Origin of the sequence: Streptomyces sp. NPDC017890 (assembly GCF_044328675.1) — a bacterium.
Taxonomy (GTDB): domain Bacteria; phylum Actinomycetota; class Actinomycetes; order Streptomycetales; family Streptomycetaceae; genus Streptomyces.
This window is the reverse complement of record NZ_JBIRHU010000029.1, coordinates 21,414-47,062: the sequence shown is the minus strand read 5'-3', so window position 1 is coordinate 47,062 and position 25,649 is coordinate 21,414. Positions and strand designations below refer to the sequence as shown.

Here is a 25,649-nt window from a genome sequence, read left to right as displayed (position 1 = left end):
GGCAGAACCTCGTATGCCCGATATAAAGCCGTCCGGTGAAGGAAGCCGTCCGGTGAAGGAAGCCGTCCGGTGAAGGAAGCCGTCCGGCGAAGCTACCCGCAGCCGCAGGACTGCCGTACCACCAGCCGTGACGGGAACACCTTCAGCCGCTCCCGCCGTGAGCCCGCCACCCGCAGACCGTCGTCCAGGACCAGGTCCACGGCCGCCCGCGCCATCGCCGACCGGTCCGAGGCGACCGTCGTCAGCGGTGGGTCGGCCAGGTCCGCCTCCTTGATGTCGTCGAAGCCGGCGACCGCCAGCTCGCCGGGGACGTCGATGCGCAGCTCGCGCGCCGCGCGCAGCAGGCCGATCGCCTGGTCGTCGGTGGAGCAGAAGATCGCGGGCGGACGCCTGGGCCCGGAGAGGAGCTCCAGCCCCACGCGGTACGCGTCGTAGCGGTTGTACGGCGCCTCGAAGAGCCGGCCCTCGGTGGAGAGCCCGGCCTCCTTCATCGCGCGCTTCCAGCCCTCGACGTGGTCGGAGACCGGGTCGCCGACGGACGGGGTCTCGGCGGTGCCGCCCATACAGGCGACGTACTCGTACCCGTGCTCCAGCAGATGGCGTACGGCGAGCTGGGCGCCGCCCAGGTCGTCGGTGACGACGGCGACGTCGTCGATGGCCTCGGGGCGCTCGTGCAGCAGGACTACCCGGGCGTCCCAGGCGTCGATCTCGGCGGCGGCCATGTCGTTCAGGGCATGGCTGACCAGGATCAGGCCGGAGACGCGCATGCCGAGGAAGGCGCGCAGATAGTGGACCTCGCGCTCGCCGACGTAGTCGGAGTTGCCGACGAGCACCATCTTCCCGCGCTCGGAGGCGGCCCACTCGACCGCGTGCGCCATCTCCGCGAAGAAGGGCTGGCGCGCGTCCGGCACGATCAGACCTATGAGGTCCGTGCGCCGCGACGCCATCGCCTGGGCGACCCGGTCCGGCCGGTACCCCAGTTCCTTGATCGCGGCGAGTACGCGCTCGCGCGTGGCCGGGGCGACCGGCCGGGGTCCGTTGTTGATGACATAGCTGACGACGGCGGTGGAAGTCCCCGCCAGCCGCGCCACATCATCCCTAGTCACCTTGGCCACGCGCGGAGTCTACGCGGATGGAACCGCACCGGGCAGGGCGTATCACACCTTGGTTCACGCCCTGGCCCACAGCTTGGTTCTCGCCCAGTTATCGCCCCGGTTCTCGCCCTGGTTCTCGCCCTGGTCCACAGCCTTGGTTCACACCTTGGCCGACGTCGCCTCCACCGCGGTGTCCGTCCCCGCTTCCGCCTGCGCCTGAGACCGGGCCTTCTCCTTCGCCTTGGCGTCCTCCGCGGCGCGCTCCGTCTTCTCGGGCTTCTCCGGCGTGACGAAGCGGTAGCCGACGTTGCGGACGGTTCCGATCAGCGACTCGTGCTCGGGGCCGAGCTTGGCGCGCAGCCGCCGCACGTGCACGTCGACCGTGCGGGTGCCGCCGAAGTAGTCGTAGCCCCAGACCTCCTGGAGCAGCTGGGCGCGGGTGAAGACCCGGCCCGGGTGCTGGGCGAGGTACTTCAGCAGCTCGAACTCCTTGAAGGTCAGGTCCAGGACCCGGCCCTTGAGTTTCGCCGAGTACGTCGCCTCGTCCACCGACAGGTCGCCGTTGCGGATCTCCATGGGGGAGTCGTCGCCGACGATCTGCTGGCGGCCCATGGCCAGACGCAGCCGGGCCTCGACCTCCGCCGGGCCGGCGGTGTCCAGCAGTACGTCGTCGATGCCCCAGTCGGCGGTGACGGCGGCCAGGCCGCCCTCGGTGACGACGAGGACCAGCGGACAGCTGAGCCCGGTCGACCGCAGCAACTGGCACAGGCTGCGGACCTGGGGAAGGTCGCGGCGCCCGTCGACGAGGATGACGTCGGCGCCGGGGGTGTCGACGAGGGCCGGGCCCTCCGCCGGGGCGACGCGTACGTTGTGCAGCAGCAGGCCGAGGGCGGGGAGCACCTCCGTCGACGGCTGAAGGGCATTGGTCAGGAGCAGCAGAGAACTCATCGCGCCCCACCTGCCTGGGTCGTCCTACGGTCGTGCACGTTTCGCTCGCCCATAACGTCTGGTTCCTCCTGGGTCCCTGCGAGGACGTTTACGGCACTGCTTCGTACAGGTGCGGGCCCCGTGCCCGTGGGGTCCGCCGCACGTCCGGGAGATGAACGCCACGCGACGCTCCCGGAAGCACAAAAGGACCCGGGGGCAACATTGCCCGAGTCCTCTGCCCAGCAGAATAGCCGACATGAGCAACCGACCGGCGGGTCATGTGGCGCGTTCCACCATTCGTCCGCATTCCGAGACGCCGCGCAGGACGCCGCGCCGCACGCCCGCACGCACCTTCCTGCACGCATCCGACGGGACCCGGATCGACGCCGCGTACGAGCCCGGCGCGACCGGCCGCGACGCCGCTGACCTGGTGTTCGTCGTCGCGCACGGCTTCACGGGCGACGCGGACCGCCCGCACGTACGGCGGATCGCGGCGGCGTTCGCGCGCTACGGGGCCGTGGTCACGTTCTCCTTCCGGGGCCACGGTGCGTCCGGCGGCCGGTCCACCGTCGGCGACCGCGAGGTGCTCGACCTGGCGGCGGCGGTCACCTGGGCGCGCGGTTTCGGACACGCGCGCGTGGTGACGGTCGGCTTCTCCATGGGCGGCTCGGTGGTGCTGCGGCACGCCGCGCTGTACGGCGACGACAGCGAGGCGCGTACGGACGCCGTCGTGTCGGTGAGCTCCCCCGCCCGCTGGTACTACCGGGGGACGGCACCCATGCGCCGGCTCCACTGGCTGGTGATGCGGCCCGCCGGGCGCCTGGTGGGCCGCTACGGCATGCGCACCCGTATCCATCACCGGGACTGGGACCCGGTGCCGCTGTCGCCGGTGGAGGCGGCGGCGCGGATCGCCCCGACGCCGCTGCTCGTCGTGCACGGTGACCGGGACGGCTACTTTCCCGTCGACCACCCCCGGATGCTGGCCGAGGCTGCCGGTGACCACGGCGAACTGTGGCTGGAGCCCGGCATGGGCCACGCGGAGCACGCGTCCGGCGAGGACCTGCTCCGCCGGATCGGCGACTGGGCCGTGTCCCGGGCGGGCTAGCCTGCATGTGTTCACTGCCGGTCGACACGGACGCCGATCGGCACCGGCGACGAAGGATGCAGATGGCAAAGGTCACGGTGCGCTACTGGGCCGCCGCGAAGGCCGCGGCGGGGGTGGCCGAGGAGCCGTACGAGGCGGCCACGCTCGCCGACGCGCTCGGCGCGGTGCGCGAACGGCACCCCGGCGAACTCACGCGCGTGCTGCTGCGCTGCTCGTTCCTCGTCGACGGCGACCCCGTGGGCACCCGCGGGCACGAGACGGTACGGCTGGCCGACGGTGGCACGGTCGAGGTGCTCCCGCCGTTCGCAGGAGGGTGAGCGATGACCAATCAGCCGTATCAGCCGCATCAGCAGAATCAGCCGCACGAGGGACACGAGGGGTACGACCCCCAGGTGTGGCCCGGGCAGCAGGCGTATCAGGCGCACCAGGACCACCAGGACCCGGACGCGGCCCAGTACACCCAGCAGTGGCAGGGACAGACCTGGGAGACGCAGGTGCAGCCGCCGGTCTCCGCCGAGGAGACGGCGTATCTGCCGTCGCACGGCTATCAGGAGCCGATGGGCACGTCGTACGGGACGACCGGGGGCTACGCGGCACAGCCGCAGCCGTACCCCTCGCAGGCGCAGCCTCAGCCGTACCCGTCGCAGCCGCAGCCGCAGCCGCAACCTCAGTCGTACCAGTCACAGCCGCAGGCATACGCTCCCCAGCCCCAGCCCCAGCCCCAGCCCCAGCCGTATGCGCCCCCCACGCCCGGCCCCGAGACGGCACCCACCCCCTCCGCCCCCGCATCCTCCGACGCCCCCGAGTACGGTCCGGCGACCATCGCCGGGAACACGCGGATCACCGACGCGCAGCGCGCCCGTGCCGAAGGGCGTTCGCCGATCATCGACCCGGGGATGCAGCCGGCCGGGCTCACCGCGCTGCTCGGGGTGCTGCTGGCCGGGTCGGCGGCGCTCGGCACGTACGCCCTCCTCGTGCCGCTCGTCGTCCTCCAGGCCGTCACCGCGGCGGGCTGGTTCCGCCTGAACGGCATGTGGCCCGCCCGGCAGGGCATCGCGCTCGGCTTCGCGGGCGCGCTGGCCGCCGACGCGGCGATGCTGGTGTCCGACCGCTCCCCGGCAGCGATCCTCGGCACGCTCGGGGTGTGGGTGCTGCTGTCCCTCGTCCTGCAACTGCGCTCGCACGCCGACCCCGACGAGCGGATGTACGGCCTGATGGCGACCGTCGCCGCGTCGGCCCTGGCCGTCGTCGCGGGCGGGTACCTCGCCGCCGACGCGGACGCGGTGACGGTCGGCGCGATCGCGGTGGCCGTCGCCGTCGTGGCCCGCGCCCTGCCGCTGCCGACGCCGGCGTCCGTGGTCGCCGCGCTGCTCGCGGCGGCCGGGGCGGGCCTCGTGGCCGGCTCGGTGACGGACTTCGGGGCGGCCGGGGCGCTGCTCGGCGCGGGAGCGGCGGTGTGCGCGCTGATCGGCCACCGGGTGGCGGCCTACGACTACCCGTCCCGCTTCGTCCACTTCACGGCGGGCGTGGCGCTGCCCCTCGCGGCCGCGGCACCGGCCGTGTACGTGCTCGGCCGGGCACTCGGCTGAGCCATCCCCCGGGCCCGGGCGGCCTCCGGGCTCGGACGTTCCGCGGGCTCGGACGCTCTCCGGCTCGGGCGTTCCGCGGGCTCGGGCGCTTTCCGGCTCGGGCCCGGTGCTCTGCGGGCTGCGCAGGGTCCCCCTGCGCTGCGCAGGGTCCCCCTGTCACAGGTGATCCACAAAATCCCGGCGGCCCTTCCCTGTCGCGTTACCCTCGCGCTGGACGGCCGTCGGTCGTCGGGGACCGCCGTCGTCGAACGCCCAGGGTTGGGGAACACCGCATGCGTGCACTGCGAATACTGCTGATCGTCGTCGTGATCCTGGGCGGGCTCTTCACGATCGCGGACCGTCTGGCGGTCAACTTCGCCGAGGGCGAGGTGGCGGACAAGCTGCGCAGCACCGAGAACCTGGCCTCGACGCCGGACGTCTCGATCAACGGCTTCCCCTTCCTCACCCAGGTCGTCGGCGGCGAGCTGGACGACGTCGAGGTCGGCATCGACGACTACGAGGCGTCCACCGGCAACGGCGGCGAGAAGATCCGTATCGACGGTCTGCGCGCGAACATGAAGGGCGTCGAGTTCTCCAGCGACTTCGGCTCCGCGACCGCGGCCGACGCCACCGGTACCGCGACCGTCGGCTACGACGAGCTGATGAAGGCCGCCAAGTCCGAGCCCACGGCCATCGCGCCCGGCGTCAGCGCCAAGGTCATCGGCCTCTCCGACGGCGGCAACGGCAAGATCAAGGTGTCGCTCGCGGCCACCGTGATGGGCGTCGAGGTGCCCCAGCCGGTCGAGGTGCTCAGCACGGTCACCGTCAAGGACAACGACGTGGAGGTCGTCGCCGAAGGCCTGCCGGAGATCGGCGGCAAGGAGCTCGCCGAGTCCCGGATCCGGGAGATCACCGACTTCCAGCAGACCATCGACGAGCTGCCCGGCGGCATCGAGCTGGACAAGGTCGAGGCGGCGAAGGACGGCGTCGAGATCACGGTGAAGGGTTCGAACGTCAGGCTGGCCGGGTAGGACGACGGTCGGCTGCCCAAGAGGCAGCGAGCGGCGTGACCGGCGTGACCGGCGTGACCGGCGTGACCGGTGACGGCAGTCCGACAGGCGAGACGGGGCCGTCCGCACCGCAGATGGAGTGATGGACGCCCGGGGCCGGACACCCCTCGGCGGCACTCCGGGAGCCGCAGGCATCCCGTATCGCGGACGATCGTGTCTCACAATGCGACACGTCGGTGACATGGCCTACCGTCCGTCCCTACGATCGGGCCTTATGAAGCGACAGGCGGATCTCACGAAGCGGCGGGCAGTGGACCTGTGCCGCGTTGCCGCCATGCTCTGTCGCACCTCCTGAGCGGACGGCGTCGCCGCCGTCCGCTGTTCCCCTCGCCCGCCCTGCTGCCCAGGGCGCCCGCGCGCCGCCCCGGCCTGAGCGCGCCCACCCTCTCACCGCACGCCCCGCCGCCAACTGCCCCGGAGGAGAAAACATGAGCCGCAGCGACGTCCTGGTCGACGCCGACTGGCTGCAGGACCACCTGGACGACTCGAGCATCGCGATCGTCGAGGTGGACGAGGACACGTCCGCGTACGACAAGAACCACATCAAGAACGCGATCCGGATCGACTGGACCCAGGACCTCCAGGACCCGGTCCGCCGCGACTTCGTCGACCAGGAGGGCTTCGAGAAGCTCCTGTCGGCGAAGGGCATCTCCAACGACCACACCGTGGTCCTCTACGGCGGCAACAACAACTGGTTCGCGTCCTACGCCTACTGGTACTTCAAGCTGTACGGCCACGAGAACGTCAAGCTCCTCGACGGCGGCCGCAAGAAGTGGGAGCTGGACGCCCGCGAGCTGGTCGACGGCACCGACGTTCCCGAGCGCCCCGCGACCGACTACAAGGCCAAGCCGCAGAACACCGCGATCCGCGCCTTCCGCGACGACGTGGTCTCCGCCATCGGCGCGCAGAACCTGGTCGACGTCCGGTCGCCCGACGAGTTCTCCGGCAAGCTGCTCGCCCCGGCCCACCTCCCGCAGGAGCAGTCGCAGCGCCCGGGCCACGTCCCGTCCGCCCGCAACATCCCGTGGTCGAAGAACGCCAACGACGACGGCACCTTCAAGTCCGACGACGAGCTCAAGGCGCTCTACGAGGACGAGCAGGTCGACCTGGCGAAGGACACCATCGCCTACTGCCGCATCGGTGAGCGCTCGGCCCTGACCTGGTTCGTCCTGCACGAGCTGCTGGGCGTGGAGAACGTCAAGAACTACGACGGCTCCTGGACCGAGTACGGCTCCCTCGTCGGCGTGCCGATCGAGCTCGGCGCCAACAAGTAAGTCCGCCCCCTCAACCCCTCAGGAGTACGACATGTGCGGAGCGAAGGCCGGCGGCCCCGACGCCTCGACGATCAAGCCCGGTGAGACCACGATCCAGGGCCAGGTGACCCGCGACGGCGAGCCGGTGACGGGCTACGTCCGTCTGCTGGACTCCACCGGCGAGTTCACCGCGGAGGTCCCGACGTCCGCGACGGGCCAGTTCCGCTTCTACGCGGCCGAGGGCACCTGGACCGTACGGGCGCTCGTCCCGGGCGCCAGCGCCGACCGCACGGTCGTCGCCCAGCAGGGCGGACTGGCGGAGGTCGCGATCGCCGTCTGACGGCGAGTGACGGCCGCAGGGCCGCACCCCGCGGGTTGGACGCCGCCCGGGGCGCGGCCCTCCGGCATGTCCGGACCCGTGTCCGGCGCCTGTCCCAATCCGCGTTCGGACAGGCGTCCGGACCCCACGTCCCGGCCTACCCTGGACGTATGTACGCACGGCGGCGGCACATCTACTTCGTGATGATGGGCGTCTGCATCGGGCTGTTCGTCCTGGCCTGGGGCGTCGTCCGTCTCTGGTCGGTGCCCGCGGCCGTCGGCATGTGCGTGGTCGCCATGGTCATCCCCCCGCTGGCCGCGGTCGTCGCCAACCGCCGCGGCCCCGACGACCGCTGGTGGGACGACCCGTCGGGTGACGCCAAGTCCGACGAGTGGTGGGACGAGCTGGACGGCAGGAAGGGGCCGCGGCACCAGGACCGGCCCTGAGCCGCCCCGGGCCCCGGCCGGTCAGTAGACCAGCGCCTGCGTCTCGTCCCCCAGCGCCTCCTGCACGAAGACCTGCGCACCCGCGATCCGCACGCCGTCGAGGACGTCCTCCTCGGTGATGTCACGGCGGGCCGCGCACTGGGTGCACAGGGTCAGCCGGCCCGCCGCCAGCACCGAGTCCAGCAGGTCGGGCAGCGGCGCGGCGTGCGGCAGCTCGAACTCGGCCGCGCGGCCCGGCAGCGCGAACCAGGCGGACTCGCCGGTCAGCCACAGGGACACGTCGACCCCGCTGGCCACGGCCACCGCCGCCACCGTGAACGCCTGCGAACACCGCTCGGGCGCGTCGGCGCCCGCCGTCACCTTGATCACGAGCTTCTTCGCCATGGCCGCATCGTACGGCGCGCTGGAGGGCCCACCTCGCAAAGTGGCGCCGCCCCGGGCCGCGTAAGCTGGGCCACGGCCCTGTGCACGTAGCGCACCCGGCGCACGCACCGCACTCCGCTTTACCGAGGAGCACCCCGTGGAGATCTTCTTCGAAGCCCTGCTGGTCCTGGTCTGCGTCGGCGTCCTCGCCTTCGCGGGTCTGACCGTGAAGAAGCTGTACCAGGGCCAGCGCTGATCACCGACGCCAGGAAGTACCGCTCATGATCGAGATCCCGTCCGACCTCCACAAGGGCCTGGTCCCCCTCGCCTTCCTGCTCGGCGACTGGGCGGGCGCGGGCGTGCACGACTTCCCCGGCGCCGAGAAGTGCAACTTCGGGCAGGAGGTCTCCTTCACCCACGACGGCCGCGACTTCCTGGAGTACCGGTCGCACACCTGGGTGCTGGACAACGACGGCAACAAGGTCCGCCCGCTGGAGTCCGAGCACGGCTTCTGGCGCATCGACGCGAACCGCAAGGTCGAGGTGACGATGACCCGCGACGACGGCGTCATCGAGATCTGGTACGGCGAGCTGGCCGACCAGAAGCCCCAGATCGACCTGGTCACGGACGCGGTGGCCCGCACGGCGGCCTCGCAGCCGTACACCGGAGGCAAGCGCCTGTACGGCTACGTCAAGAGCGACCTGATGTGGGTCGGTGAGAAGCAGACCCCCGAGGTCGAGCTGCGCCCCTACATGTCGGCGCACCTGAAGAAGGTCGTCACCCCGGAGGACGTCGAGCGCTGGGCCAAGGCCCTGCCCGACGACATGCCCGACGACGGGATCGCCTTCTTCAAGTAGGCCCTTCGCACTCCTTCGGACCCGTTCGGATCCCAAGCAGGTCCCTTCGAAGAGGTCCTAGACTCGTGGGTGTGGTGAGCACCGACTGGAAGAGCGACCTCAGGCAGCGCGGCTACCGGCTGACCCCGCAGCGGCAGCTGGTGCTCGAAGCCGTGGACACCCTCGAGCACGCGACCCCCGACGACATCCTCGGAGAAGTGAGGAAGACGGCGTCGGGGGTCAACATTTCCACCGTCTACCGCACGCTGGAGCTCCTGGAGGAGCTCGGGCTGGTCAGCCACGCCCACCTCGGGCACGGTGCGCCCACCTACCACCTGGCCGACCGGCACCACCACATCCACCTGGTCTGCCGGGACTGCACCAACGTGATCGAAGCCGATCTGTCGGTGGCTGCCGAGTTCACCGCCAAACTGCGGGAGCAGTTCGGCTTCGACACCGACCTGAAGCACTTCGCGATCTTCGGCCGGTGCAAGGACTGTTCCCAGAGGGGTCCGACCACCGAGTCGTAGGCTAGGGCGTATGAAGAGCCCCCTGCTGTCCCTGCCCGGCGCCGTCCCAGCCGAGGGCGTGGACGAAGGCGTCGCCGCGCACTACGGCGACCTGTTCCGCGAGCAGCGTGCCCTCGCCGACGGCACCGGCTTCGTCGACCTCTCCCACCGCGGCGTCGTCACCGTCACCGGCGACGACCGGCTGAGCTGGCTGCACCTGCTGCTCACCCAGCACGTCAGCGACCTGCCGACCGGCGAGGCCACCGAGGCGCTGATCCTCTCCGCGAACGGCCACATCGAACACGCCCTGTACCTCGTCGACGACGGCACGACCGTCTGGGCCCACGTGGAGCCCGGCAGCCAGGAGGCGCTGATCGCCTACCTGGAGTCGATGAAGTTCTTCTACCGCGTCGAGGTCGCCGACCGCACCGCCGACACCGCGGTCGTGCACGTGCCGGCCGGCTCGATCACCGAGGTGTCCGGGGGCGTCGCCGTCCGGGAGACGCCGTACGGCCGGGACCTCTTCCTGCCGCGCGAGGAGCTGGAGGCGTTCGCCGCGCAGGCCGGTCCGCCGGCCGGGATCCTGGCGCACGAGGCGCTGCGCGTCGAACAGCACCGTCCCCGCGTCGGTTTCGAGACCGACCACCGGACCATCCCGCACGAGCTGGGCTGGATCGGGACGGCGGTCCACCTCCAGAAGGGGTGCTACCGGGGGCAGGAGACCGTCGCCCGGGTGCACAACCTCGGCAAGCCACCGCGCCGCCTGGTCTTCCTGCACCTGGACGGCAGCGAGGTCCACCTGCCCGGGCCCGGCGCGGAGATCCGCCTCGCGGACGACGGCCCCGACGGCCGCAAGATCGGTTTCGTCACCACGTCCGTACGCCACCACGAGCTGGGCCCGGTCGCCCTCGCACTGGTCAAGCGGAACGTGCCGGTGGACGCCCGGCTGGTGGCGGGGGACACGGCGGCGGCCCAGGAGACGGTCGTAGAGCCCTGAGAGCCATGGGAGCCCTGAGAGCCATGGGAGCCCTGAGGGCCATGGGAATCTGAGCGCCCGGGATCCCCCGGGGCTCAGGGCTCAGACCTCGACGAGCACCGTGAACGGGCCGTCGTTCGTCAGTGACACCCGCATGTGGGCGCCGAAACGACCCGTCGCCACGGTCGCGCCCAGCGAGCGCAGCCGGGCGACGACCTCGTCGACGAGCGGCTCGGCCACCTCGCCGGGCGCGGCGGCGTTCCAGGTGGGCCGACGGCCCTTGCGGGCGTCGCCGTAAAGGGTGAACTGGCTGATCACCAGGAGCGGGGCGTCGACGTCGCTGCACGACTTCTCGTCGTGCAGCACCCGCACCGACCACAGCTTGCGGGCCAGCTGCGCCGCCTTCTCCTCGGTGTCGTCATGGGTGACGCCGACCAGGACGCACAGGCCCTCGCCGTCGATCGATCCCACGGTCTCGCCGTCCACGACGACGCTCGCGCCGTCCACCCTCTGCACCACTGCACGCATCCCGTCATGATGCCGTGCGCCTCCAGGGGGTCGGCACAGGGGCCCGTACGGGGTTTCTTTTCGCTCCCTAACCCCCCATCTGGGGCTGATCGGGGCCGATCATGGGCACTCGGTCACATAGCGGCCACTTGGGGTGGCACGATGCTCCCAGACGCCGGTCGAGGGGACGGTTGATGCACATGAGAACACCGAGTACGGGGCAGCCGCTTGGGACTGTCGCGTTGACATATCCGGGTGGCCTGGAGGCGCCCCGGCCACCCGTGCAGCGCACGGACAGCCCGGAGCTGCCCGCGGATCCTCCAGGGCGCGACCTGACCACGCTGAGCCTGCCGGAGCTGCGCACCCTGCGGCGGGACGCGCAGCGCGAGGAGGCCGACCTGAGCTACGTACGGCGGCTGCTGCAGGGGCGTATCGACATCCTGCGGGCGGAGCTGGCGCGGCGCCGGCCGGCATCCGTGGTGACCACCGCGGCGAAGGGGCCCGTCGTCGAGCGGCTGTCGGAGATCCTGACCGACGCACCGGCCCGGCAGCGTTCCTCCGCCCGTCATGTGACGCTCGGCACTCCACGCAGCGAGGAGTGCCGGCGGCTGGCCGCGGAGATGCTCGGCGAGGTGGAGCTGTCCGACCTGACGGCCCGCACCGACGCCGAACTGACCGCCGGGACAGGCCGGCTCGTACGCTATGAGCAGCAGGTGTCCCGGCGACGGCAGCGGCTGCAGGGCACGGCAGACGACTGCAGCGCGGAGATCGCACGCCGGTACCGTGAGGGGGAAGCACAAGTCGACGACCTGCTCGTGTGACGCGTGGGGCGGCCTCCGGGCCGCCCTCCGGAGCCCGGCGATCCCGGGCCGTCGCCGCGGCGGGTCACCCGTTCGGAAGGCCACCGCCGATGTCCGCGCCGCAACCGTCACAGCCGTCCCAGACCCAGCCGTCCCAGCCGTTCCAGCCCGCGCCCACGTCCGCTCTCCCGGCCGTGGTACCGCCCGTCCTCGCCGAGGTCGTCCGGTCCGGGTTCGTCGAGGGGCGGCACCGGGGCAGTCTGGTCGTGCTGGGTGCCGACGGGGCCGTGGAGCTGGCGCTGGGCGAGGTGACGGCGCCGGTCTTCCCGCGCTCCGCCAACAAGCCGATGCAGGCGGCGGGCGTCCTGCGGGCCGGCCTCGACCTCGCGGGGGAGCGGCTGGCGCTGGCCGCCGCGAGCCACTCCGGGGAGCCCTTCCACCGCGACCTGGTCCGCAAGATGCTGGACGAGTACGGCCTGGACCCGGCCGCGCTCCAGTGCCCGCCCGACCTGCCGCTGGACCCTCAGGAGCGGGACACCTACCTGGCGTCGGGCGCGGCACCCGACCGGATCACCATGAACTGCTCCGGCAAGCACACCGCGATGCTGGCGGTCTGCGCCCAGCGGGGCTGGCCCTCGGAGACCTACCTCGACCCCGTTCATCCGCTCCAGCGGATCATCCACAGGGTTGTGGAGGACGCGGCGGGCGAGCCGGTCGCCGCCGTCGGCACGGACGGATGCGGGGCGCCCCTGATGGCGATCAGCCTGGTCGGGCTGGCCCGCGCCTTCCGCTCCTTCGTCCGCGCCGAGCCCGGCACGGCGGAGCGCCGCGTCGCCGACGCGATGCGCGCCCACCCCGAGTACGTCGCGGGCCACCGGCGCGCCGACACCTGGCTGATGCGCGAGGTGCCCGGCACGCTCTCCAAGATGGGCGCGGAGGCCGTGCAGGCGGTGGCCCTGCCCGACGGCCGCGCCCTGGCCTTCAAGGTCGAGGACGGCGCGACGCGGGCCCTCGGCCCGGTCCTGGCCCGCGCGCTGACGCTGACGGGCGTGGAGGGGCCCGTGGTCGACCGCATCGGCCGTACGCCCCTGCTCGGCGGCGGGCACGAGGTGGGGGAGATCCGGGCGGCCTTCTGAGGGGCGGAGCGGGCAGGTCCCCTCACGCCGGGGCGGGCAGCCCTCACGGCGTCGGCGGGGGCAAATCCGCGCGACGCCGGCCCGGTCGTCGACCTACCGTGGGCGCATGACCCGCCGCACCGACATCGACGTACGTCCCATCACCGAGGCCGAGTTCCCCGACTGGCAGCGTGCGCTGAACACCGGGTTCCTGATGCCGCCCGCCCTCGCCGCGGAGCAGTTGGAAGCCCGCCGCCACCTCTTCGTCCCCGGCCGGTCGCTCGGCGCCTTCGACGGTGAGCGGTGCGTGGCGACCTACCGGTCCTTCGCACAGGAGATCACGGCCGTGGGCGGCGCCCAGGTGCCCGCCGACGCGATCTCCAACGTCACCGTCACCGCGACCCACCGCCGCCGCGGCCTGCTCACCCGCATGATGGAGCGGGACCTCGCGGCGGCGAGGGACCGCGGGGACGTCGTCGCGACGCTGATCGCGGCCGAGTACCCGATCTACGGCCGGTACGGCTTCGGCCCCGCCACCACCATGACGGAGTGGACGGTCGACGTGCCCCGCGCCGGTCTCGACCGGCGCTGGGCGGCACCGGAGGACGGTGGCCGGATCGACCTCGTGGACGGCGAGGACGTCCGCAAGCTCGGCCCCGAACTGCACGAGCGGCTGCGCCGGGCCCAGCCGGGCGCGGTCAGCCGGGCCGAGCTGTGGTGGCAGACCCGCACCGGGGTCCTGAGCGTGAACGACACCCCGTGGACCGAGCCCTTCTTCGCCGTGTACCGATCGGCGGGCGGCGAGGTCGAGGGCATGGTCTCCTACCGGGCCGACGACCACTGGGGCGACGCCAAGCAGCCCCTGAACACGGCGACCGTCGACTGGCTGCTGGCGGTGACCCCGGCAGCCGAGCGCGCCCTGTGGCACTACCTGTGCTCGATCGACTGGATCACGACGGTGAAGAGCGGCTGGCGGTCCCCCGACGACCTGCTCCCGCACCTCCTGCCGGACCCGCGTGCGGCCAGGATCACCACGCAGGCGGACTGGCTGTGGGTGCGGATCCTGGACGTCGTACGGGCGCTGGAGGCGCGGACGTACGAGGGGCAGGGGTCGCTCGTGCTGGAGGTCGTGGACCGGGGAGGGCTCACCGGCGGGCGATGGCGGCTGGAGGCGGGAGCGGACGGGGCGTCCTGTACGCCGACCACCGAGAGCGCCGGCCTCGTGCTCGACGTGGCCGAGCTGGCGGCGCTGTGGCTGGGCGACGCGTCGGCGGTGCGGCTGGCCGCGCTCGGCCGGGTCCGGGAAGAACGAGCGGGCGCCGCCCGTGTGGCCGACGCCCTGCTGCGTACGTCCAGGCGGCCTTGGTGCCCGGACATGTTCTGAGGTGGCTCCCTTCTGCCGGTGACGGGCGGGTGTGCGCATCCGTAGCGCGTCTTCTTCGGCTGTGACGGTGCATTCAGTTGTGGTTGTGGTTGTTGTGCGGTGGTGCTGACTGACTGGCCGGGCTCCCGGCTCCCCTCCGGAAGGGGGCCCGGACAGCAGTACGTCGGTTCAGCCGGACTGGGCGAGCAGCATCACGAGGATCACCGCGCCCACACCGCCGATCATGGTGTTCTTCGCCTTGATGCCGATGGACAGCGCGACGAAGGCGATGATTCCCATCGGCCCGTACTTCCATTGCACGAGCTGCTCGAACCCGATGGCCAGAGCGGCGACGACGATGGCGATGAGCGGCATGGTGGTCCCCCTGTCACCGTGGTGGCCAACCCCCAAGAGGTCCGACCACGTTGCTCGAGTTGGCTGCCAACTTCACTGTACTTATCTCCGCTTGGGAGCGTCTCATAACCACCTTCCTCTGAACTGCCCGAAGATGGCGAGAAGTTGTAGTGTTTGGTTGTGGAGCAGGAACACGCCCCCGTCAACGGGCGGAAGAGACCGCAGCGGCCACAGCGGACACACCGCGAGGTGGCCGACGAGCTGCGCGCCCGGATCAGGACCGGCCGGCTGCAGCCGGGCCAGCGCATGCCCACGCAGGCCCAGTTGGCCGACGAGTTCGGTGTGGAACGCGGCGCCGTCCGTCAGGCCCTGCGCACCCTGCAGTCGGAACGTCTGCTCGCCAATGTGTCCAAGGGGAGTCCCGCGACCGTCGCACCCGACCCCCACAGCGCCCTGACCGGGCCCGGAGCGCCGCCGATGCCCACCATGGCCGCCCTGGCGCCCCGGATCGCGGAGGCCTTCAACGCCCCGCACGTCGAGATCGACGCCCTGTGCCTGACGTCGGTCTCCCTCACCCTCGCCTTCGGTGAATCGCTGCGTCAGATCCACGCGGGGCTACGGAAACCGGCCAAGATCGACGTCCGTGTCCTGCTGCCGAGCCGGAACATCGGCCTGGCCTTCCCGGTGGCGGTGGCCGGCGGCGGGGTCGGCGACCCCGTGCACGAACGGTGGCTGGCCATGCGCAACGCCCAGGGCCAGGTGCTCCGGCACAACCTGCTCGGCCTGCGGGCCACGCACGGCATCGACGTGCGCGTCTCCTTCCGTGCGCTGCCCTTCACACCGCCCGTGAAGCTGTACGTGCTCAACGGCACGGAGGCCCTCTTCGCGTACTACACCCTCAGCCGGCGCGAGCAGGAGATCGATCACGAGCCGACTCAGATGTACGACGCGGAGGGCATCCGCTCGACGCTGTTCGCCTTCGGGCAGGGCGGTGGCGTGCGCGACGAGGTGTTCGTGAAGCAGTCGCGGCTGTGGTTCGACGCGCTGTGGGAGACGATCAGCTCGGAGCTGCTGCTCACCGCCTGATCACCTCCCGGTCACAGCGCGGGGCCCGCGACCAGGAGCGCCAGCACCACCGCTCCGGCGGAGCTGACGGACGGGCTCTTGGCCTTGATGCCCACGGTGAGCAGGAGCAGGCCGACGAGGCCGGTGGCGCCGTACCTCCACTGGACCATCTGCTCGAGGGTGACGACGAGGACGGCGGAGACGAAGGCGAGGACGGGCATGGTCTTTCCCCCATCGGAAGTCTGGGAAGGTGAACTTCCGCCAACTAGACCAAGTTGGTAACCAACTCTGAGTATGTTGTCCCCACTTGGCAGCTACTTATAAACAAGTTTCAAACAACTCCACGTAGGTAGGTCGAAGTTGTAGCGTTTGGTCGTGACTCAGGAGAACGTGTCCGTGAACGGCGGCAGAAGGCTCTCGTCCCAGGAGATCGCCGACATCCTGCGGGAGCGGATCCGCGGGGGAGACCTCAAGGCGGGCGACCGCCTGCCCACCCAGGCCGAACTGGCCGAGGAGTTCAAGGTGGAGCGCGGCGCCGTCCGCCAGGCCCTGCGGGCGCTCCAGGAGGACGGGCTGCTCACCAACGTCAGCAAGGGCAGCCCGCCCCGCATCGCCGAGCCCGCCACACCCTGGGGCGAGCCGCAGCCGACGATGGTGGCGCTCGGGCCGCGGCTGGCGGAGGCGTTCTCGGTAGCGAAGGTGCGGGTCGACGTCGTGTGCCACACCTCGGAGACGCTGATGCTGGCGCTCAGCGAGCCGCTCCGCCTCATCCACGAGGGCCGCATCCGCCCGGAGTCCATCGACTTCCGCGTCCTGATGCCGTCCCGGCACATCGAACTGGCCTTCCCCGTCCTGGTCGAGGACGAGGAGGACGACCCCGTCCACCAGCGCTGGCTACAGATGCGCAACGCCCAGGCCCGGGTGCTCCAGCACAACCTGCACGCCGTACGGTCCACCCACCGCATCGACGTGAACGTCACCTTCCGCGCGCTGCCCTTCACCCCGCCGATGAAGCTCTACCTGCTGGGCGGCGAGGAGGCCCTCCTCGGCTACTACATGCTCACCCGGCGCGAGGAGGAGTACGAGAGCCGGACACTGCAGATGTACGACGCCCTCGGTTCCCAGTCCCTGCTCTTCTCCTTCCTGAAGCGGGCGGGTCACCGGGACGCGGTGTTCGTGGAGGAATCGCAGAAGTGGTTCGACGCCCTCTGGGAAACCATCACCACGGACATGACACTCTCCTAGTGACTTCTGATGCGACGCGGACCGGGCCGGTGGCGGCGGACACGGAGAACGCGGACACGGGGACGGCGGACACGGAAGGGCTGGCGCGGCTGCTCGACGACGCCCGTTTCGTGCTCTGGGACTTCGACGGGCCGATCTGCCGCCTGTTCGCCGGGCACAGGGCGGAACGGGTGGCGGCCGACCTCGTCGGCTGGCTGGAGCGGCGCGGACTGCGCGGGCTGCTGACGGAAGCGGAGCGGGAGTCCCCGGATCCCCACGCGGTGCTGCGCGCCGTCGACCGCGAGCGCCCCCGCAGCGACCTGGTCGAAGGGCTGGAGGACCGTCTCACCCAGGAGGAACTGCGGGCCGCCGCCTCCGCCATGCCGACCGCGTACGCCGACCCGCTGATCCGGACCTGGACGGCCGTGGGGGTGCGCCTGGCCGTCGCCACGAACAACTCCCCCCGCGTCGTGCGCGCCTACCTCACCGGCCGCGGCCTGCTGCCCTGCTTCTCCCCGCACGTCTACGGCCGCACCCGCGAACTCCGGTTGCTGAAACCCCACCCGCACACGCTCGTCCGCGCCCTCAGCGCCATGGGGGCGGCTCCGTCCGCCTCGCTGTTCATCGGCGACACCCCCTCCGACTGCCAGGCCGCCCGGCGCGCCCACGTCCCCTTCCTCGGCTACGCGCGCGACGAACGCAAGGCGAAGCTCCTGCGGGACGCCGGCGCCGACACCGTCGTCGACTCCTTCGAGCCGCTGCTGCGCCTGCTGCGAAGCGGTGGGAGCGGCAGGTAGGACACAACCGTACGGACGTACGCCGATTCGCCCGGGGAGGCGACGCGGACGTCCGGGGGCCGGGTTCTCGACGCGTGCTCGAGCGTGGTGGAGTAACGTGCATCCCCCTTACCCATTGGCACGACCCGGATGGGCAGAACGCACAGCATGACGCCCCGACCGGCCTCGCCCGTCAGGCAGCGAGCCGAAGCGATGAGCGGTGGTCCGTCCCTGGTCAAGGGGCCTCTCCAGGGATACCACCACGAGACCTACGTGCTGTGGCCGCCGGGTGGGCCGGGGCCCGTCAAACTGCGTGAGCCGCGCTCCACGAGCCTGTGGTTCGACCGCAGGTGCTTCCGTTCGGAGGAGGAACTGCTCCGGGGCCTGAAGGGGCGTATCGACCGGGTGCCCGACGTCATCGACATCGAGGGCATGGGCCTGCAGACGTTCATCGAGGGCCGGACCCTCGGCGCGCACCGCTGGTGGTGGGGCCGGCGGGTGCCCGACGCGGTGTTCGAGCAGATCGTCGCCGTGTTCCGGCAGACGGTGCCGATCACGGCCGGGACGCTGGACGTGGAACGGCGCTGCTCGCCGCGGGACGCCCCGGAGGACGGAGACACCGGCGGCTTCCTCAAACGCCTCGTCGTGTTCATCGAGGAGCAGGTCTACGCGGCCAACCGGGCCGAGTTCGGTGGGCTCTACGAGGCGCTGGGTGTGCGGGAGGAGTCGCTCGTCCGGCTGGAGAAGAGCGTGGCCGGGCTCACTGGCCGGCCCTTCTGCCTGCTCCACGCGGACCTGCACCGCGAGAACTTCATCCTCGACCCGCGAGGAGGGCTCTGGACCATCGACTGGGAGCTGGCGATGGTCGGGGACCCGCTCTACGACCTGGCCACCCATCTCTACCTGATGCGGTACCCGGTCGATCAGGAGTACCGCATGATCCGGGAATGGTGCGAGGCGGTGGAGGCCATCCGTCCGGGCAGTTCCCGCGGCTGGAAGCGCGACCTGCGGTTGCTCACCGATTTCAAGAGGGCGCAGTCCGTCTACACGGACACCGTCCGCGCGGCGATGTCCCTGCACGACGAGACGGGGTTCCGCTGGGCGGCTCTTCCACGGGTGGCCGGGAAACTGCAGGACGTCCTGACCGCCGCCGCCGGCCCGCTCGGCCTGGAGTACGTGCCGGGCCGCCGGGAGATCATGACTGCGCTGGTCCACCGGCACCGTGCGTACGCCGGCCCCGCCGCCGGGAGATCCGGACGCGCGAGGCGCTAGCGTCCAGGGGCGTCCGGCGGGCCGGTCCCGTGCCGGTGGCCCTCCGCACGGCCGGTGTGCGGCCGGTGCGCAGGCTCGGACCAGGAGCGAGCCCGGCCTGCGTGAGCGCGAGGAGCAGCGGACCGTCCGGTCGCTGCCGGACACGCCCGTCGGGCCTTCCCGTTCGCCGCGCGGCGAACGGTGAGCCGGCGACGCGTCCGGCCGTGCCACCTCCCGCCGGTCAGCTCCGGCCGATCACCTCGGCGACGCGGGTGAAGCCGTCCGTGCCGTGCCCGAGCGCGATGACCCGCCGGGCCTGGCCCTCGATCACGCGCATCACGCTCGCGTCGATGCCGTGCGCCTCGGAGGCGTGCACGACGTGCGCCATGGTCGAGGCGGCCGACGTGATCGGGTTCACCTCGCCCGAGTACGTGCCCGCGTCGGTGTCGGCCGCGAGCTCGGTGAAGTGCGACGGCAGGATCGCGGCGATGCCCTGGGCGAACGGGGCGAGTTCCGCGCCGGTGATGCCCTCTGCCCGGGCCACCGCGAGGGCGTGCGTGTAGCCCGCCGTCGCCGTCCAGAAGATGTCGAGCAGCGCGACGTCGTACGCCGCGGCCCGCCCGGTGTCCTCACCCAGGTGGGTGTGGGTGCCGCCGAGCGCCGCCAGCACGGGACGGTGCTCCCGGTACAGCTCCTCGGGGCCGCTGTGCAGGAACACCGCGTCGGGCGTGCCGATGGTCGGGGCCGGGGTCATGATCGCGCCGTCCAGGTAGCGGATGCCGTGCCGGCCGGCCCACTCGGCGGTGTCCCGGGCGCGGTCGGGGGTGTCGGCGCTCAGGTTGACGAGGGTGTGGCCCTTGAGGGCGGTGGTGACGTCCTCCTGGCGCAGTACGGCGTCCGAGGCGTCGTAGTTGACGACGCAGACGACCGTCAGAGGGGAGGCGGCGACCGCCTCCGCGGCCGACGACGCCGCGACCGCGCCCCGGGCGACGAGGTCGCCGTCCCGGCCCGGGGTGCGGTTCCAGACGGTGGTGCGCAGGCCGGCGTCCAGGAACGCGGCGGCCAGCGCCCGGCCCATCGGACCGAGCCCGAGAACGGTGACGGCGGCGGGGGACTGGTCGGTGTGCACGGACATGCTTCAACTCCCGTAACGTACTGAGTAATTGTCGAGCAATCGCTGATGAAGGCCGGTGAAGGCCGGTGAAGGCCGGTGAAGGCCGGTGAAGGCCGGTGAAGGCCGGTGAAGGGGGTGCGGCATGACGCGCAGGCGCCATGACCCGAACGTCTGCGGAGTGACCGCCGCGATCGCGGTGATCGAGGGCAAGTGGAAGACAACGCTGCTGTGGCAGCTGGAGTCCGGCCCGCACCGGCCCGCCGAACTGCGCCGGCGGGTGCCCGGCCTCACCGAGAAGGTGCTGACCCAGGCGCTGCGCGAGATGGAGGCGGACGGACTGGTGGACCGGCGGGTGTACGACGTGCTTCCGCTGAGGACCGAGTACTCCCTGACCGCGTTCGGCCGCGATCTCGCCGGGGCCCTTGCTCCTCTCTCCGACTGGGGGCACCGGCGCCTGGACAGGCTCGCCGCCGGGCCGGAGACCGGTGCCCGCGCGGCCTCCTGACGTTCAGCTGCCCCTTCAGCTTCGGCCGAGGGCGGCGCGCTGCCAAGTACGCACAAAAAAGTGGGTAGGGGCGGGCCCCGCGCCCCGCGGAGGCGCACTATTGCAAGCGCATGCTTGCAATAGTTAGCGGCGTGGTGCATCGTGGAGGCATGGCCTCGCTCAACGTCGGCAATCTCGGTGAGTACCTGCGCGAGCAGCGGCGCAACGCGCAGCTGTCACTGCGGCAGCTCGCCGACGCCGCGGGCGTGTCCAACCCGTACCTGAGCCAGATCGAGCGCGGGCTGCGCAAGCCGAGCGCGGAGGTGCTCCAGCAGGTCGCCAAGGCGCTGCGGATCTCCGCCGAGACGCTGTACGTGCGCGCCGGGATCCTCGACGCCGAGCGGGACCGGGACGATGTGGAGACGCGTGCGGTCGTCCTCGCCGATCCCTCGCTGAACGAGCGGCAGAAGCAGGTGCTGCTCCAGATCTACGAGTCCTTCCGCAAGGAGAACGGGTTCGGGACCGACACGGACGACGCGGCGGCGGGCGGGTCCGTCCACGGCACGGACGTGGCGGCCGCCCAGGACAGACCGGCGGACGACGTTCTCGACGGCGGTGCCTCCATACCCGGGCACCGCCCCCGTACGACCGGCGGCAGTGACGCCGGACCGCAGCAGACGGCCGGATGAGCCGGCGCGAGCAACCGGCCGGCCGGGACGCGGGACCACCACAAACCCTCAGCCCAACGTATTTCCGGAGGACCATCACCATGGCCATCACCGACGACCTGCGCAAGACCCTCAGCGACCCCACCCCGCTCTACTTCGCCGCGGGCACCGCCGACCTGGCCTTCCAGCAGGCCAAGAAGGTGCCGGTGCTGGTGGAGCAGCTGCGCGCCGAGGCACCGTCCCGTATCGAGGCCGTGCGCAACACCGACCCGAAGGCCGTCCAGGAGAAGGCGACGGCCCGCGTCAAGGAGACGCAGGGGACCCTCCAGGCCAAGGCCAACGAGCTCTTCGGCTCCCTCGACGCCGACTTCAAGAAGCTCGGCGAGACCGCGCAGGACCTCGCGCTGCGCTCGGTCGGCGTCGCCGCCGAGTACGCCGTCAAGGCCCGGGAGACCTACGAGAAGGTCGCCGAGCGCGGCGAGCAGGCGGTGCGCACCTGGCGCGGCGAGGCCGCCGAGAGCATCGAGGACCTCGCCGAGGAGGTGGAGGAGATCGCCGTGGCCGTCGAGCCGGCCAAGCCCGCCAAGTCAGAGCCGGCCGGGGTCACGGAGGACAAGTCCGCCGCGGCGAAGAAGGCTCCGGCCCCGCGCAAGGCTCCGGCCAGGAAGAGCACGAACGGCACCGCGAAGAAGACGACGCCGCCCGCCAAGTAACCGGCCCGCCCGGCGATGGACACGGTGAGCACGGCCCGGGCCGGGCACCCTTGGGGTGCCCGGCCCGTTCTCCGGGTACGGTGACCGCGTAGAGACGATCCGAGTCTGGTGGTGGACGTTGTGCTGATGCAGGGGTTCGCAGGCTTCATGTGGCTGCTGAGCATCGCCCTGATCCTTTTCAGCGGCTTCGCGTTGGCCGACGCAGCCGTGCGCCGTGAGGACGCCTACCGCGCGGCCGACAAGAAGACCAAGCCGTTCTGGCTGATCATCCTCGGGCTCGCCTTCGTGGTGAACCTGATCTTCAACGTCCTGTCGTTCCTGCCGATCATCGGGCTCATCGCGACGATCGTGTACATGGTCGATGTGCGGCCCGCGCTGCGCGGCCTGCCGGGCGGCGGACGCAGCACCCGCCGCGGCTCCAGCAGCGACGGCCCCTACGGCCCGTACAACGGCGGACGCTGAGGCGCGACCCCGGGGCGGGGCGCTGACATCATGCGACCCCGCCGTGTGGGCGCGGCCGTACGGAGCGGGCCGGTGGCCGTCGAGAGCGGACCGGTGGTCGCCCGAAGCGGACCCGTGGTCGGCGTACGACGGTGATCCGTACGGCGGTCATGTCATCGTCGCCGTACGGGCCGCCCGGGGTGGGCGGCCGCTCAGGCCGTCCGGTCGAGCAGCACCACGGCCACGTCGTCCGCCAGTTCACCGCCGTTGAGCTCGCGGACCTCGTTGACGGTCGCCCGCAGCAACTGCTCGCCCCGCAGACCCTCGGAGAGCTGGCGGCGGACCATCTCCACCATGCCGTCCTGGCCGAGCCGCTCCCGGCCCTCGCCGACGTGACCCTCGATCAGGCCGTCGGTGTAGAGCATCAGGCTCCACTCGGCGCCCAGCTCCACCTGCATGCGCGGCCAGCGGGCGCCCGGCAGCAGCCCGAGCGCCGGGCCGTTGTTGTCGTAGGGCAGCAGCCGTGCGGGTGTGCCCGGGCCCGAGACCAGGGGCGACGGGTGCCCGGCCAGGCACAGGCCGGCGCGGCGGCCGTCCGGGGATATGTCCACGGCGCACAGGGTCGCGAAGATCTCGTCGTGGGCGCGCTCGTGCTCCAGCACCTGCTGGAGCGTGCCGAGCAGCTCGTCGCCGCAGAGCCCCGCCAGGGTCAGCGCGCGCCAGGCGATCCGCAGCTCCACACCGAGCGCCGCCTCGTCCGGGCCGTGCCCGCAGACGTCGCCGATCATGGCGTGCACGGTGCCGTCCGGGGTGCGGACGACGTCGTAGAAGTCGCCGCCGAGCAGGGCACGCGAGCGGCCGGGGCGGTAGCGGGCGGCGAAGCGCAGCGAGGAGCCCTCCAGCAGCGGGGTGGGCAGCAGGCCGCGCTCCAGACGCGCGTTCTCCTGTGCCCGCAGCCGGCCCTCGGCCAGGCGCCGCTCCGCCGAGTCGGACCGCTTGCGCTCGACGGCGTAGCGGATCGCCCGGCTCAGCAGCCGGCCGTCGAGCTCGTCGCGGAACAGGTAGTCCTGGGCGCCGACCGCCACGGCCTCCGCGCCGCGCTCGGCGTCGCTCGAGGAGGTCAGGGCGAGCACGGCGTGCCGGGGCGCGAGCTCCAGCACGTGCCTGAGCACCGCCAGCTCGTCGTCTCCGCTCCCGTCACCGGTGCTGGCGCTGGTGCCGTTGGCCTCGGTGCTCGTGCGGGCCGGGGCGGGGGCCGACAGGGCGAGGTCCAGCAGGATGCAGTGGACGTCGTCGGTCAGCAGCCGCTCGGCCTCGGTGAGGTTGCGGGCGGTGCGGACGCGGATCGGCTTGCCGGTCTGGTCGAGCAGGTCGGGCACGATCGGCGAGCCGCCGGGATCGTCCTCGATCAGCAGCAGCGTCAGATTGGTGGGGGCGGTGCTCCCGAGCTGGTCCGTGGTCTCGTTCGTGGTCTTCTCGCGCTTCTCCGTGGGGTGCTCTCGCCGGCCGGTGGGGTTTTCGGCCGGGTGCGTCGTCCCGGGCGGGGCCTGTTCCTTGGAAGGGCCGCTGTCCGGGGACGCGGCGGGCGCCTGACCACACTCCACGGCCGGGATCGCCCTCTGCCGCGGTACGGGTACGGGCATCTTCTTGATTTCCTTCCCTCCCCCCGAGGGCATGGCGGGGCGAGGGACCTCGACCCACCGACGGGGACCATAGCGGGTGACGGCGCCGCTGCGGAATGGTCCAGAACACGTCGGGCGGCCACCGGCCGCTGTCATATGCCGCGTTATGTAACGCAGTTGGACACGTCGGCCGGGGGCCGGGGATGACGAACGTCACGCGGGGCGGGGCGCCGGGCGTGGACTGGGTCACGTGGCCCGCTTCACGTCCCCGGCACCGGGCGCGTGGCCCGCGTCACTCGGCGGGCGCCGTCCCGGTGTCCGGGCGTACGACCCCGAGGATCGGCATCGTGCCCGCCCCCGCGATGGTGATCGAGCGTCCCGGGCGCGGGGCGTGCACGACGGAGCCGTCGCCGATGTACATGCCCACGTGGCTGGCGTCGTCGAAGTAGATGATCAGATCACCGGGCCGCATGTCCTTGATGTCGACGCGCTTCAGCTGCTGCCACTGCTGCTGCGAGGTGCGCGGTATCGCCTGCCCGGCCGACACCCAGGCCTGTGAGGTCAGACCGGAGCAGTCGTAGGCCTTCGGGCCCTCGGCGCCCCACTGGTACGGCTTTCCGACCTGGGCGGTGGCGTACTCGACCGCCTTCCGGCCCCGCTCCGTCGCCTCGGCGTCGAGATCCTCGAGGATGCCGGAGCCGAGCCAGGCGGTCTGGGCCTTGGCCTGGGCCTCGCGCTCCAGCCGGGCGAGGCGCTCCTTCTCCTCCTGCTCCAGCTCGGACTCCAGCTTCTCGGCCGCCGCGATCTGCTTCTCGATCTTCTTCTGGGCGGTGGCCTTGGCCTTGCGGTTCGCCTCCAGCTTCCTGAACTGAGCGGAGGCGTCCGCCGTGTAGGCCTTCAGGTCCTCCTGGGCGCGGGTCAGCTCGCCGAGCAGGCCCTTGGTCGCGCGTTGGCCCTGGATCACCCGGTCGGTGCCGTCGAGGAAATCCGCGGGGTCGTCGCTCAGCATCAGTCTGGCCTCGTCGGGCAGGCCGCCGGTGCGGTACTGGGAGCGGGCGGCCGCACCCGCGCGGTCCTTCAGCCCGTCGAGCCTCTCCTGGCCCTTGACGATCTTCTTGGCCAGGTCCACGATCTCGGCCGACTGCTTCTGCGCCTTCTCCTCGGCGGCGTTGTACTCCTCCGTGGCGGAGGCAGCCGTGCGGTAGAGCTCGTCGAGCTTCTTGCGTACGGCTTCCAGGTCTCTGCCGGGGGCGGCGGCCGGTGCGGAGGCGGTGGGGGAGGCGCTGGAGGCGCCGGGCGAGGGTGCGGGCCCGGGATCCGCGAACGCCGTGCCCGGTGCCGCGAGCACGGTGACCGCGCAGACCACGGTCACGGCAGCGGTCATCAAGCCATGCTTCCCCGTACGCATACATCGCCCCCAAACTGATTAACCGTCAGTAACTTAGGTCGCCCGGGGGGATCGTGCCATGCCGGCGCGGAAAGCGACAGAGGCCCCGCTTTCCTCCCCTTCTCTCCCGCCCCCCTCCCCTTCCGTCGCGCCGTACGACGATTCCTGCGCTGTTCCCCGCTGTGTGACGAACGCCGCACGGAGATCGTTCCCGCCCGTCTCGCCGTCTCGCCGTCTCGCCGTCTCGCCGTCTCGCCGTCTCGCCGTCTCGCCGTCTCGCCGTCTCGCCGTCTCGCCGC

Annotated in this window: 30 protein-coding genes; 21 read left to right on the top strand and 9 right to left on the bottom strand. The window is 71.7% G+C overall.

Annotated features, from left to right (window positions below):
• Nucleotides 1-92 precede the first annotated feature (92 nt).
• Both ACH4F2_RS30770 and ACH4F2_RS30765 read right to left on the bottom strand, forming a co-directional pair.
• Entirely contained in the window at nt 93-1,115 is a 1,023-nt protein-coding gene (locus tag ACH4F2_RS30770) for a LacI family DNA-binding transcriptional regulator (protein WP_398136026.1), read from the bottom strand.
• Between the two features lie 138 nt (nt 1,116-1,253).
• On the bottom strand, nt 1,254-2,042 hold the full coding sequence (locus ACH4F2_RS30765) for a winged-helix domain-containing protein (protein WP_398136025.1): 789 nt from the start codon (nt 2,040-2,042) through the stop codon (nt 1,254-1,256).
• A 235-nt stretch (nt 2,043-2,277) separates the two neighbouring features.
• Here ACH4F2_RS30765 and ACH4F2_RS30760 point away from each other — a divergent pair, with 235 nt between their 5' ends.
• The 7 genes from ACH4F2_RS30760 to ACH4F2_RS30730 all read left to right on the top strand — a co-directional run bounded on the left by ACH4F2_RS30760 (nt 2,278) and on the right by ACH4F2_RS30730 (nt 7,782).
• Nucleotides 2,278-3,126, top strand: coding sequence for an alpha/beta hydrolase (locus ACH4F2_RS30760; protein ID WP_398136024.1), 849 nt, complete (start codon nt 2,278-2,280; stop codon nt 3,124-3,126).
• A gap of 62 nt (nt 3,127-3,188) precedes the next feature.
• Entirely contained in the window at nt 3,189-3,443 is a 255-nt protein-coding gene (locus tag ACH4F2_RS30755; RefSeq protein WP_053133327.1) for a MoaD/ThiS family protein, read from the top strand.
• A gap of 3 nt (nt 3,444-3,446) precedes the next feature.
• Nucleotides 3,447-4,715 (top strand): hypothetical protein, encoded by a 1,269-nt coding sequence (locus ACH4F2_RS30750; protein ID WP_398136023.1) that lies wholly within the window; start codon nt 3,447-3,449, stop codon nt 4,713-4,715.
• 272 nt (nt 4,716-4,987) lie between these two features.
• Nucleotides 4,988-5,725 (top strand): DUF2993 domain-containing protein, encoded by a 738-nt coding sequence (locus ACH4F2_RS30745; protein WP_398136022.1) that lies wholly within the window; start codon nt 4,988-4,990, stop codon nt 5,723-5,725.
• 467 nt (nt 5,726-6,192) lie between these two features.
• A complete protein-coding gene (locus tag ACH4F2_RS30740; RefSeq protein ID WP_398136021.1) occupies nt 6,193-7,038 on the top strand; it encodes a sulfurtransferase in 846 nt (281 codons plus the stop codon).
• A 31-nt stretch (nt 7,039-7,069) separates the two neighbouring features.
• Nucleotides 7,070-7,357 (top strand): DUF1416 domain-containing protein, encoded by a 288-nt coding sequence (locus ACH4F2_RS30735; protein WP_100569102.1) that lies wholly within the window; start codon nt 7,070-7,072, stop codon nt 7,355-7,357.
• Nucleotides 7,358-7,506: 149 nt separating this feature from the next.
• Nucleotides 7,507-7,782, top strand: coding sequence for a DUF3099 domain-containing protein (locus ACH4F2_RS30730; protein WP_398136020.1), 276 nt, complete (start codon nt 7,507-7,509; stop codon nt 7,780-7,782).
• Between the two features lie 21 nt (nt 7,783-7,803).
• On the opposite strand, the gene ACH4F2_RS30725 is transcribed toward ACH4F2_RS30730, so the two are convergent.
• Nucleotides 7,804-8,166: a DsrE family protein gene (locus tag ACH4F2_RS30725; protein ID WP_398136019.1), complete on the bottom strand. Its 363-nt coding sequence runs from the start codon at nt 8,164-8,166 to the stop codon at nt 7,804-7,806.
• A 260-nt stretch (nt 8,167-8,426) separates the two neighbouring features.
• Here ACH4F2_RS30725 and ACH4F2_RS30720 point away from each other — a divergent pair, with 260 nt between their 5' ends.
• From ACH4F2_RS30720 to ACH4F2_RS30710, 3 genes are all read left to right on the top strand, one after another.
• A complete protein-coding gene (locus tag ACH4F2_RS30720) occupies nt 8,427-9,002 on the top strand; it encodes an FABP family protein (protein ID WP_398136018.1) in 576 nt (191 codons plus the stop codon).
• Nucleotides 9,003-9,073: 71 nt separating this feature from the next.
• Complete coding sequence (locus tag ACH4F2_RS30715; RefSeq protein WP_398136017.1) at nt 9,074-9,511, top strand: Fur family transcriptional regulator; 438 nt, start codon at nt 9,074-9,076, stop codon at nt 9,509-9,511.
• A 10-nt stretch (nt 9,512-9,521) separates the two neighbouring features.
• Nucleotides 9,522-10,487: a YgfZ/GcvT domain-containing protein gene (locus ACH4F2_RS30710; RefSeq protein WP_398136016.1), complete on the top strand. Its 966-nt coding sequence runs from the start codon at nt 9,522-9,524 to the stop codon at nt 10,485-10,487.
• Nucleotides 10,488-10,568: 81 nt separating this feature from the next.
• Here the strand turns inward: ACH4F2_RS30710 and dtd are convergent, their stop codons facing one another.
• Nucleotides 10,569-10,994 carry a D-aminoacyl-tRNA deacylase gene (gene dtd / locus ACH4F2_RS30705; protein WP_398136015.1) on the bottom strand — a complete coding sequence of 142 codons (426 nt, stop codon included), beginning with the start codon at nt 10,992-10,994 and terminating at the stop codon, nt 10,569-10,571.
• Between the two features lie 179 nt (nt 10,995-11,173).
• Between dtd and ACH4F2_RS30700 the strand changes: the two genes are divergently transcribed.
• The 3 genes from ACH4F2_RS30700 to ACH4F2_RS30690 all read left to right on the top strand — a co-directional run bounded on the left by ACH4F2_RS30700 (nt 11,174) and on the right by ACH4F2_RS30690 (nt 14,272).
• A complete protein-coding gene (locus tag ACH4F2_RS30700) occupies nt 11,174-11,794 on the top strand; it encodes an aerial mycelium formation protein (protein ID WP_398136014.1) in 621 nt (206 codons plus the stop codon).
• Between the two features lie 89 nt (nt 11,795-11,883).
• The gene (locus tag ACH4F2_RS30695) at nt 11,884-12,909 is read left to right on the top strand and encodes an asparaginase (RefSeq protein ID WP_398136013.1); all 1,026 of its coding nucleotides are present in this window, start codon (nt 11,884-11,886) and stop codon (nt 12,907-12,909) included.
• Between the two features lie 106 nt (nt 12,910-13,015).
• Entirely contained in the window at nt 13,016-14,272 is a 1,257-nt protein-coding gene (locus tag ACH4F2_RS30690) for a GNAT family N-acetyltransferase (RefSeq protein ID WP_398136012.1), read from the top strand.
• Between the two features lie 168 nt (nt 14,273-14,440).
• On the opposite strand, the gene ACH4F2_RS30685 is transcribed toward ACH4F2_RS30690, so the two are convergent.
• A complete protein-coding gene (locus ACH4F2_RS30685; protein ID WP_003974784.1) occupies nt 14,441-14,626 on the bottom strand; it encodes a hypothetical protein in 186 nt (61 codons plus the stop codon).
• A gap of 153 nt (nt 14,627-14,779) precedes the next feature.
• On the opposite strand from ACH4F2_RS30685, the gene ACH4F2_RS30680 reads away from it, so the two are divergent.
• Entirely contained in the window at nt 14,780-15,691 is a 912-nt protein-coding gene (locus ACH4F2_RS30680; RefSeq protein WP_398136011.1) for a FadR/GntR family transcriptional regulator, read from the top strand.
• Nucleotides 15,692-15,702: 11 nt separating this feature from the next.
• Here the strand turns inward: ACH4F2_RS30680 and ACH4F2_RS30675 are convergent, their stop codons facing one another.
• The gene (locus ACH4F2_RS30675; protein ID WP_398136010.1) at nt 15,703-15,891 is read right to left on the bottom strand and encodes a hypothetical protein; all 189 of its coding nucleotides are present in this window, start codon (nt 15,889-15,891) and stop codon (nt 15,703-15,705) included.
• Between the two features lie 148 nt (nt 15,892-16,039).
• On the opposite strand from ACH4F2_RS30675, the gene ACH4F2_RS30670 reads away from it, so the two are divergent.
• The 3 genes from ACH4F2_RS30670 (at nt 16,040) to ACH4F2_RS30660 (ending at nt 18,942) form a co-directional block, all read left to right on the top strand.
• Nucleotides 16,040-16,915 (top strand): FadR/GntR family transcriptional regulator, encoded by an 876-nt coding sequence (locus tag ACH4F2_RS30670; RefSeq protein WP_398136009.1) that lies wholly within the window; start codon nt 16,040-16,042, stop codon nt 16,913-16,915.
• Entirely contained in the window at nt 16,915-17,691 is a 777-nt protein-coding gene (locus ACH4F2_RS30665; protein WP_398136008.1) for an HAD family hydrolase, read from the top strand. The genes ACH4F2_RS30670 and ACH4F2_RS30665 overlap by 1 nt, the downstream gene beginning before the upstream one ends.
• Nucleotides 17,692-17,838: 147 nt before the next feature.
• On the top strand, nt 17,839-18,942 hold the full coding sequence (locus tag ACH4F2_RS30660; protein WP_398136007.1) for a phosphotransferase: 1,104 nt from the start codon (nt 17,839-17,841) through the stop codon (nt 18,940-18,942).
• A 220-nt stretch (nt 18,943-19,162) separates the two neighbouring features.
• On the opposite strand, the gene ACH4F2_RS30655 is transcribed toward ACH4F2_RS30660, so the two are convergent.
• On the bottom strand, nt 19,163-20,056 hold the full coding sequence (locus ACH4F2_RS30655) for an NAD(P)-dependent oxidoreductase (RefSeq protein WP_398136006.1): 894 nt from the start codon (nt 20,054-20,056) through the stop codon (nt 19,163-19,165).
• 121 nt (nt 20,057-20,177) lie between these two features.
• On the opposite strand from ACH4F2_RS30655, the gene ACH4F2_RS30650 reads away from it, so the two are divergent.
• From ACH4F2_RS30650 to ACH4F2_RS30635, 4 genes are all read left to right on the top strand, one after another.
• Nucleotides 20,178-20,540: a winged helix-turn-helix transcriptional regulator gene (locus tag ACH4F2_RS30650; protein WP_398136005.1), complete on the top strand. Its 363-nt coding sequence runs from the start codon at nt 20,178-20,180 to the stop codon at nt 20,538-20,540.
• A gap of 149 nt (nt 20,541-20,689) precedes the next feature.
• Nucleotides 20,690-21,208, top strand: a complete 519-nt coding sequence (locus tag ACH4F2_RS30645) for a helix-turn-helix domain-containing protein (protein WP_398136004.1) — start codon at nt 20,690-20,692, stop codon at nt 21,206-21,208.
• A gap of 80 nt (nt 21,209-21,288) precedes the next feature.
• The gene (locus ACH4F2_RS30640) at nt 21,289-21,900 is read left to right on the top strand and encodes a hypothetical protein (RefSeq protein ID WP_398136003.1); all 612 of its coding nucleotides are present in this window, start codon (nt 21,289-21,291) and stop codon (nt 21,898-21,900) included.
• Nucleotides 21,901-22,026: 126 nt separating this feature from the next.
• The gene (locus tag ACH4F2_RS30635; protein WP_398136002.1) at nt 22,027-22,362 is read left to right on the top strand and encodes a DUF2516 family protein; all 336 of its coding nucleotides are present in this window, start codon (nt 22,027-22,029) and stop codon (nt 22,360-22,362) included.
• Nucleotides 22,363-22,553: 191 nt separating this feature from the next.
• On the opposite strand, the gene ACH4F2_RS30630 is transcribed toward ACH4F2_RS30635, so the two are convergent.
• On the bottom strand, nt 22,554-23,984 hold the full coding sequence (locus tag ACH4F2_RS30630) for a PP2C family protein-serine/threonine phosphatase (protein ID WP_398136001.1): 1,431 nt from the start codon (nt 23,982-23,984) through the stop codon (nt 22,554-22,556).
• Between the two features lie 271 nt (nt 23,985-24,255).
• The gene (locus ACH4F2_RS30625; protein WP_398136000.1) at nt 24,256-25,371 is read right to left on the bottom strand and encodes an NlpC/P60 family protein; all 1,116 of its coding nucleotides are present in this window, start codon (nt 25,369-25,371) and stop codon (nt 24,256-24,258) included.
• Between the last annotated feature and the right edge of the window lie 278 nt (nt 25,372-25,649).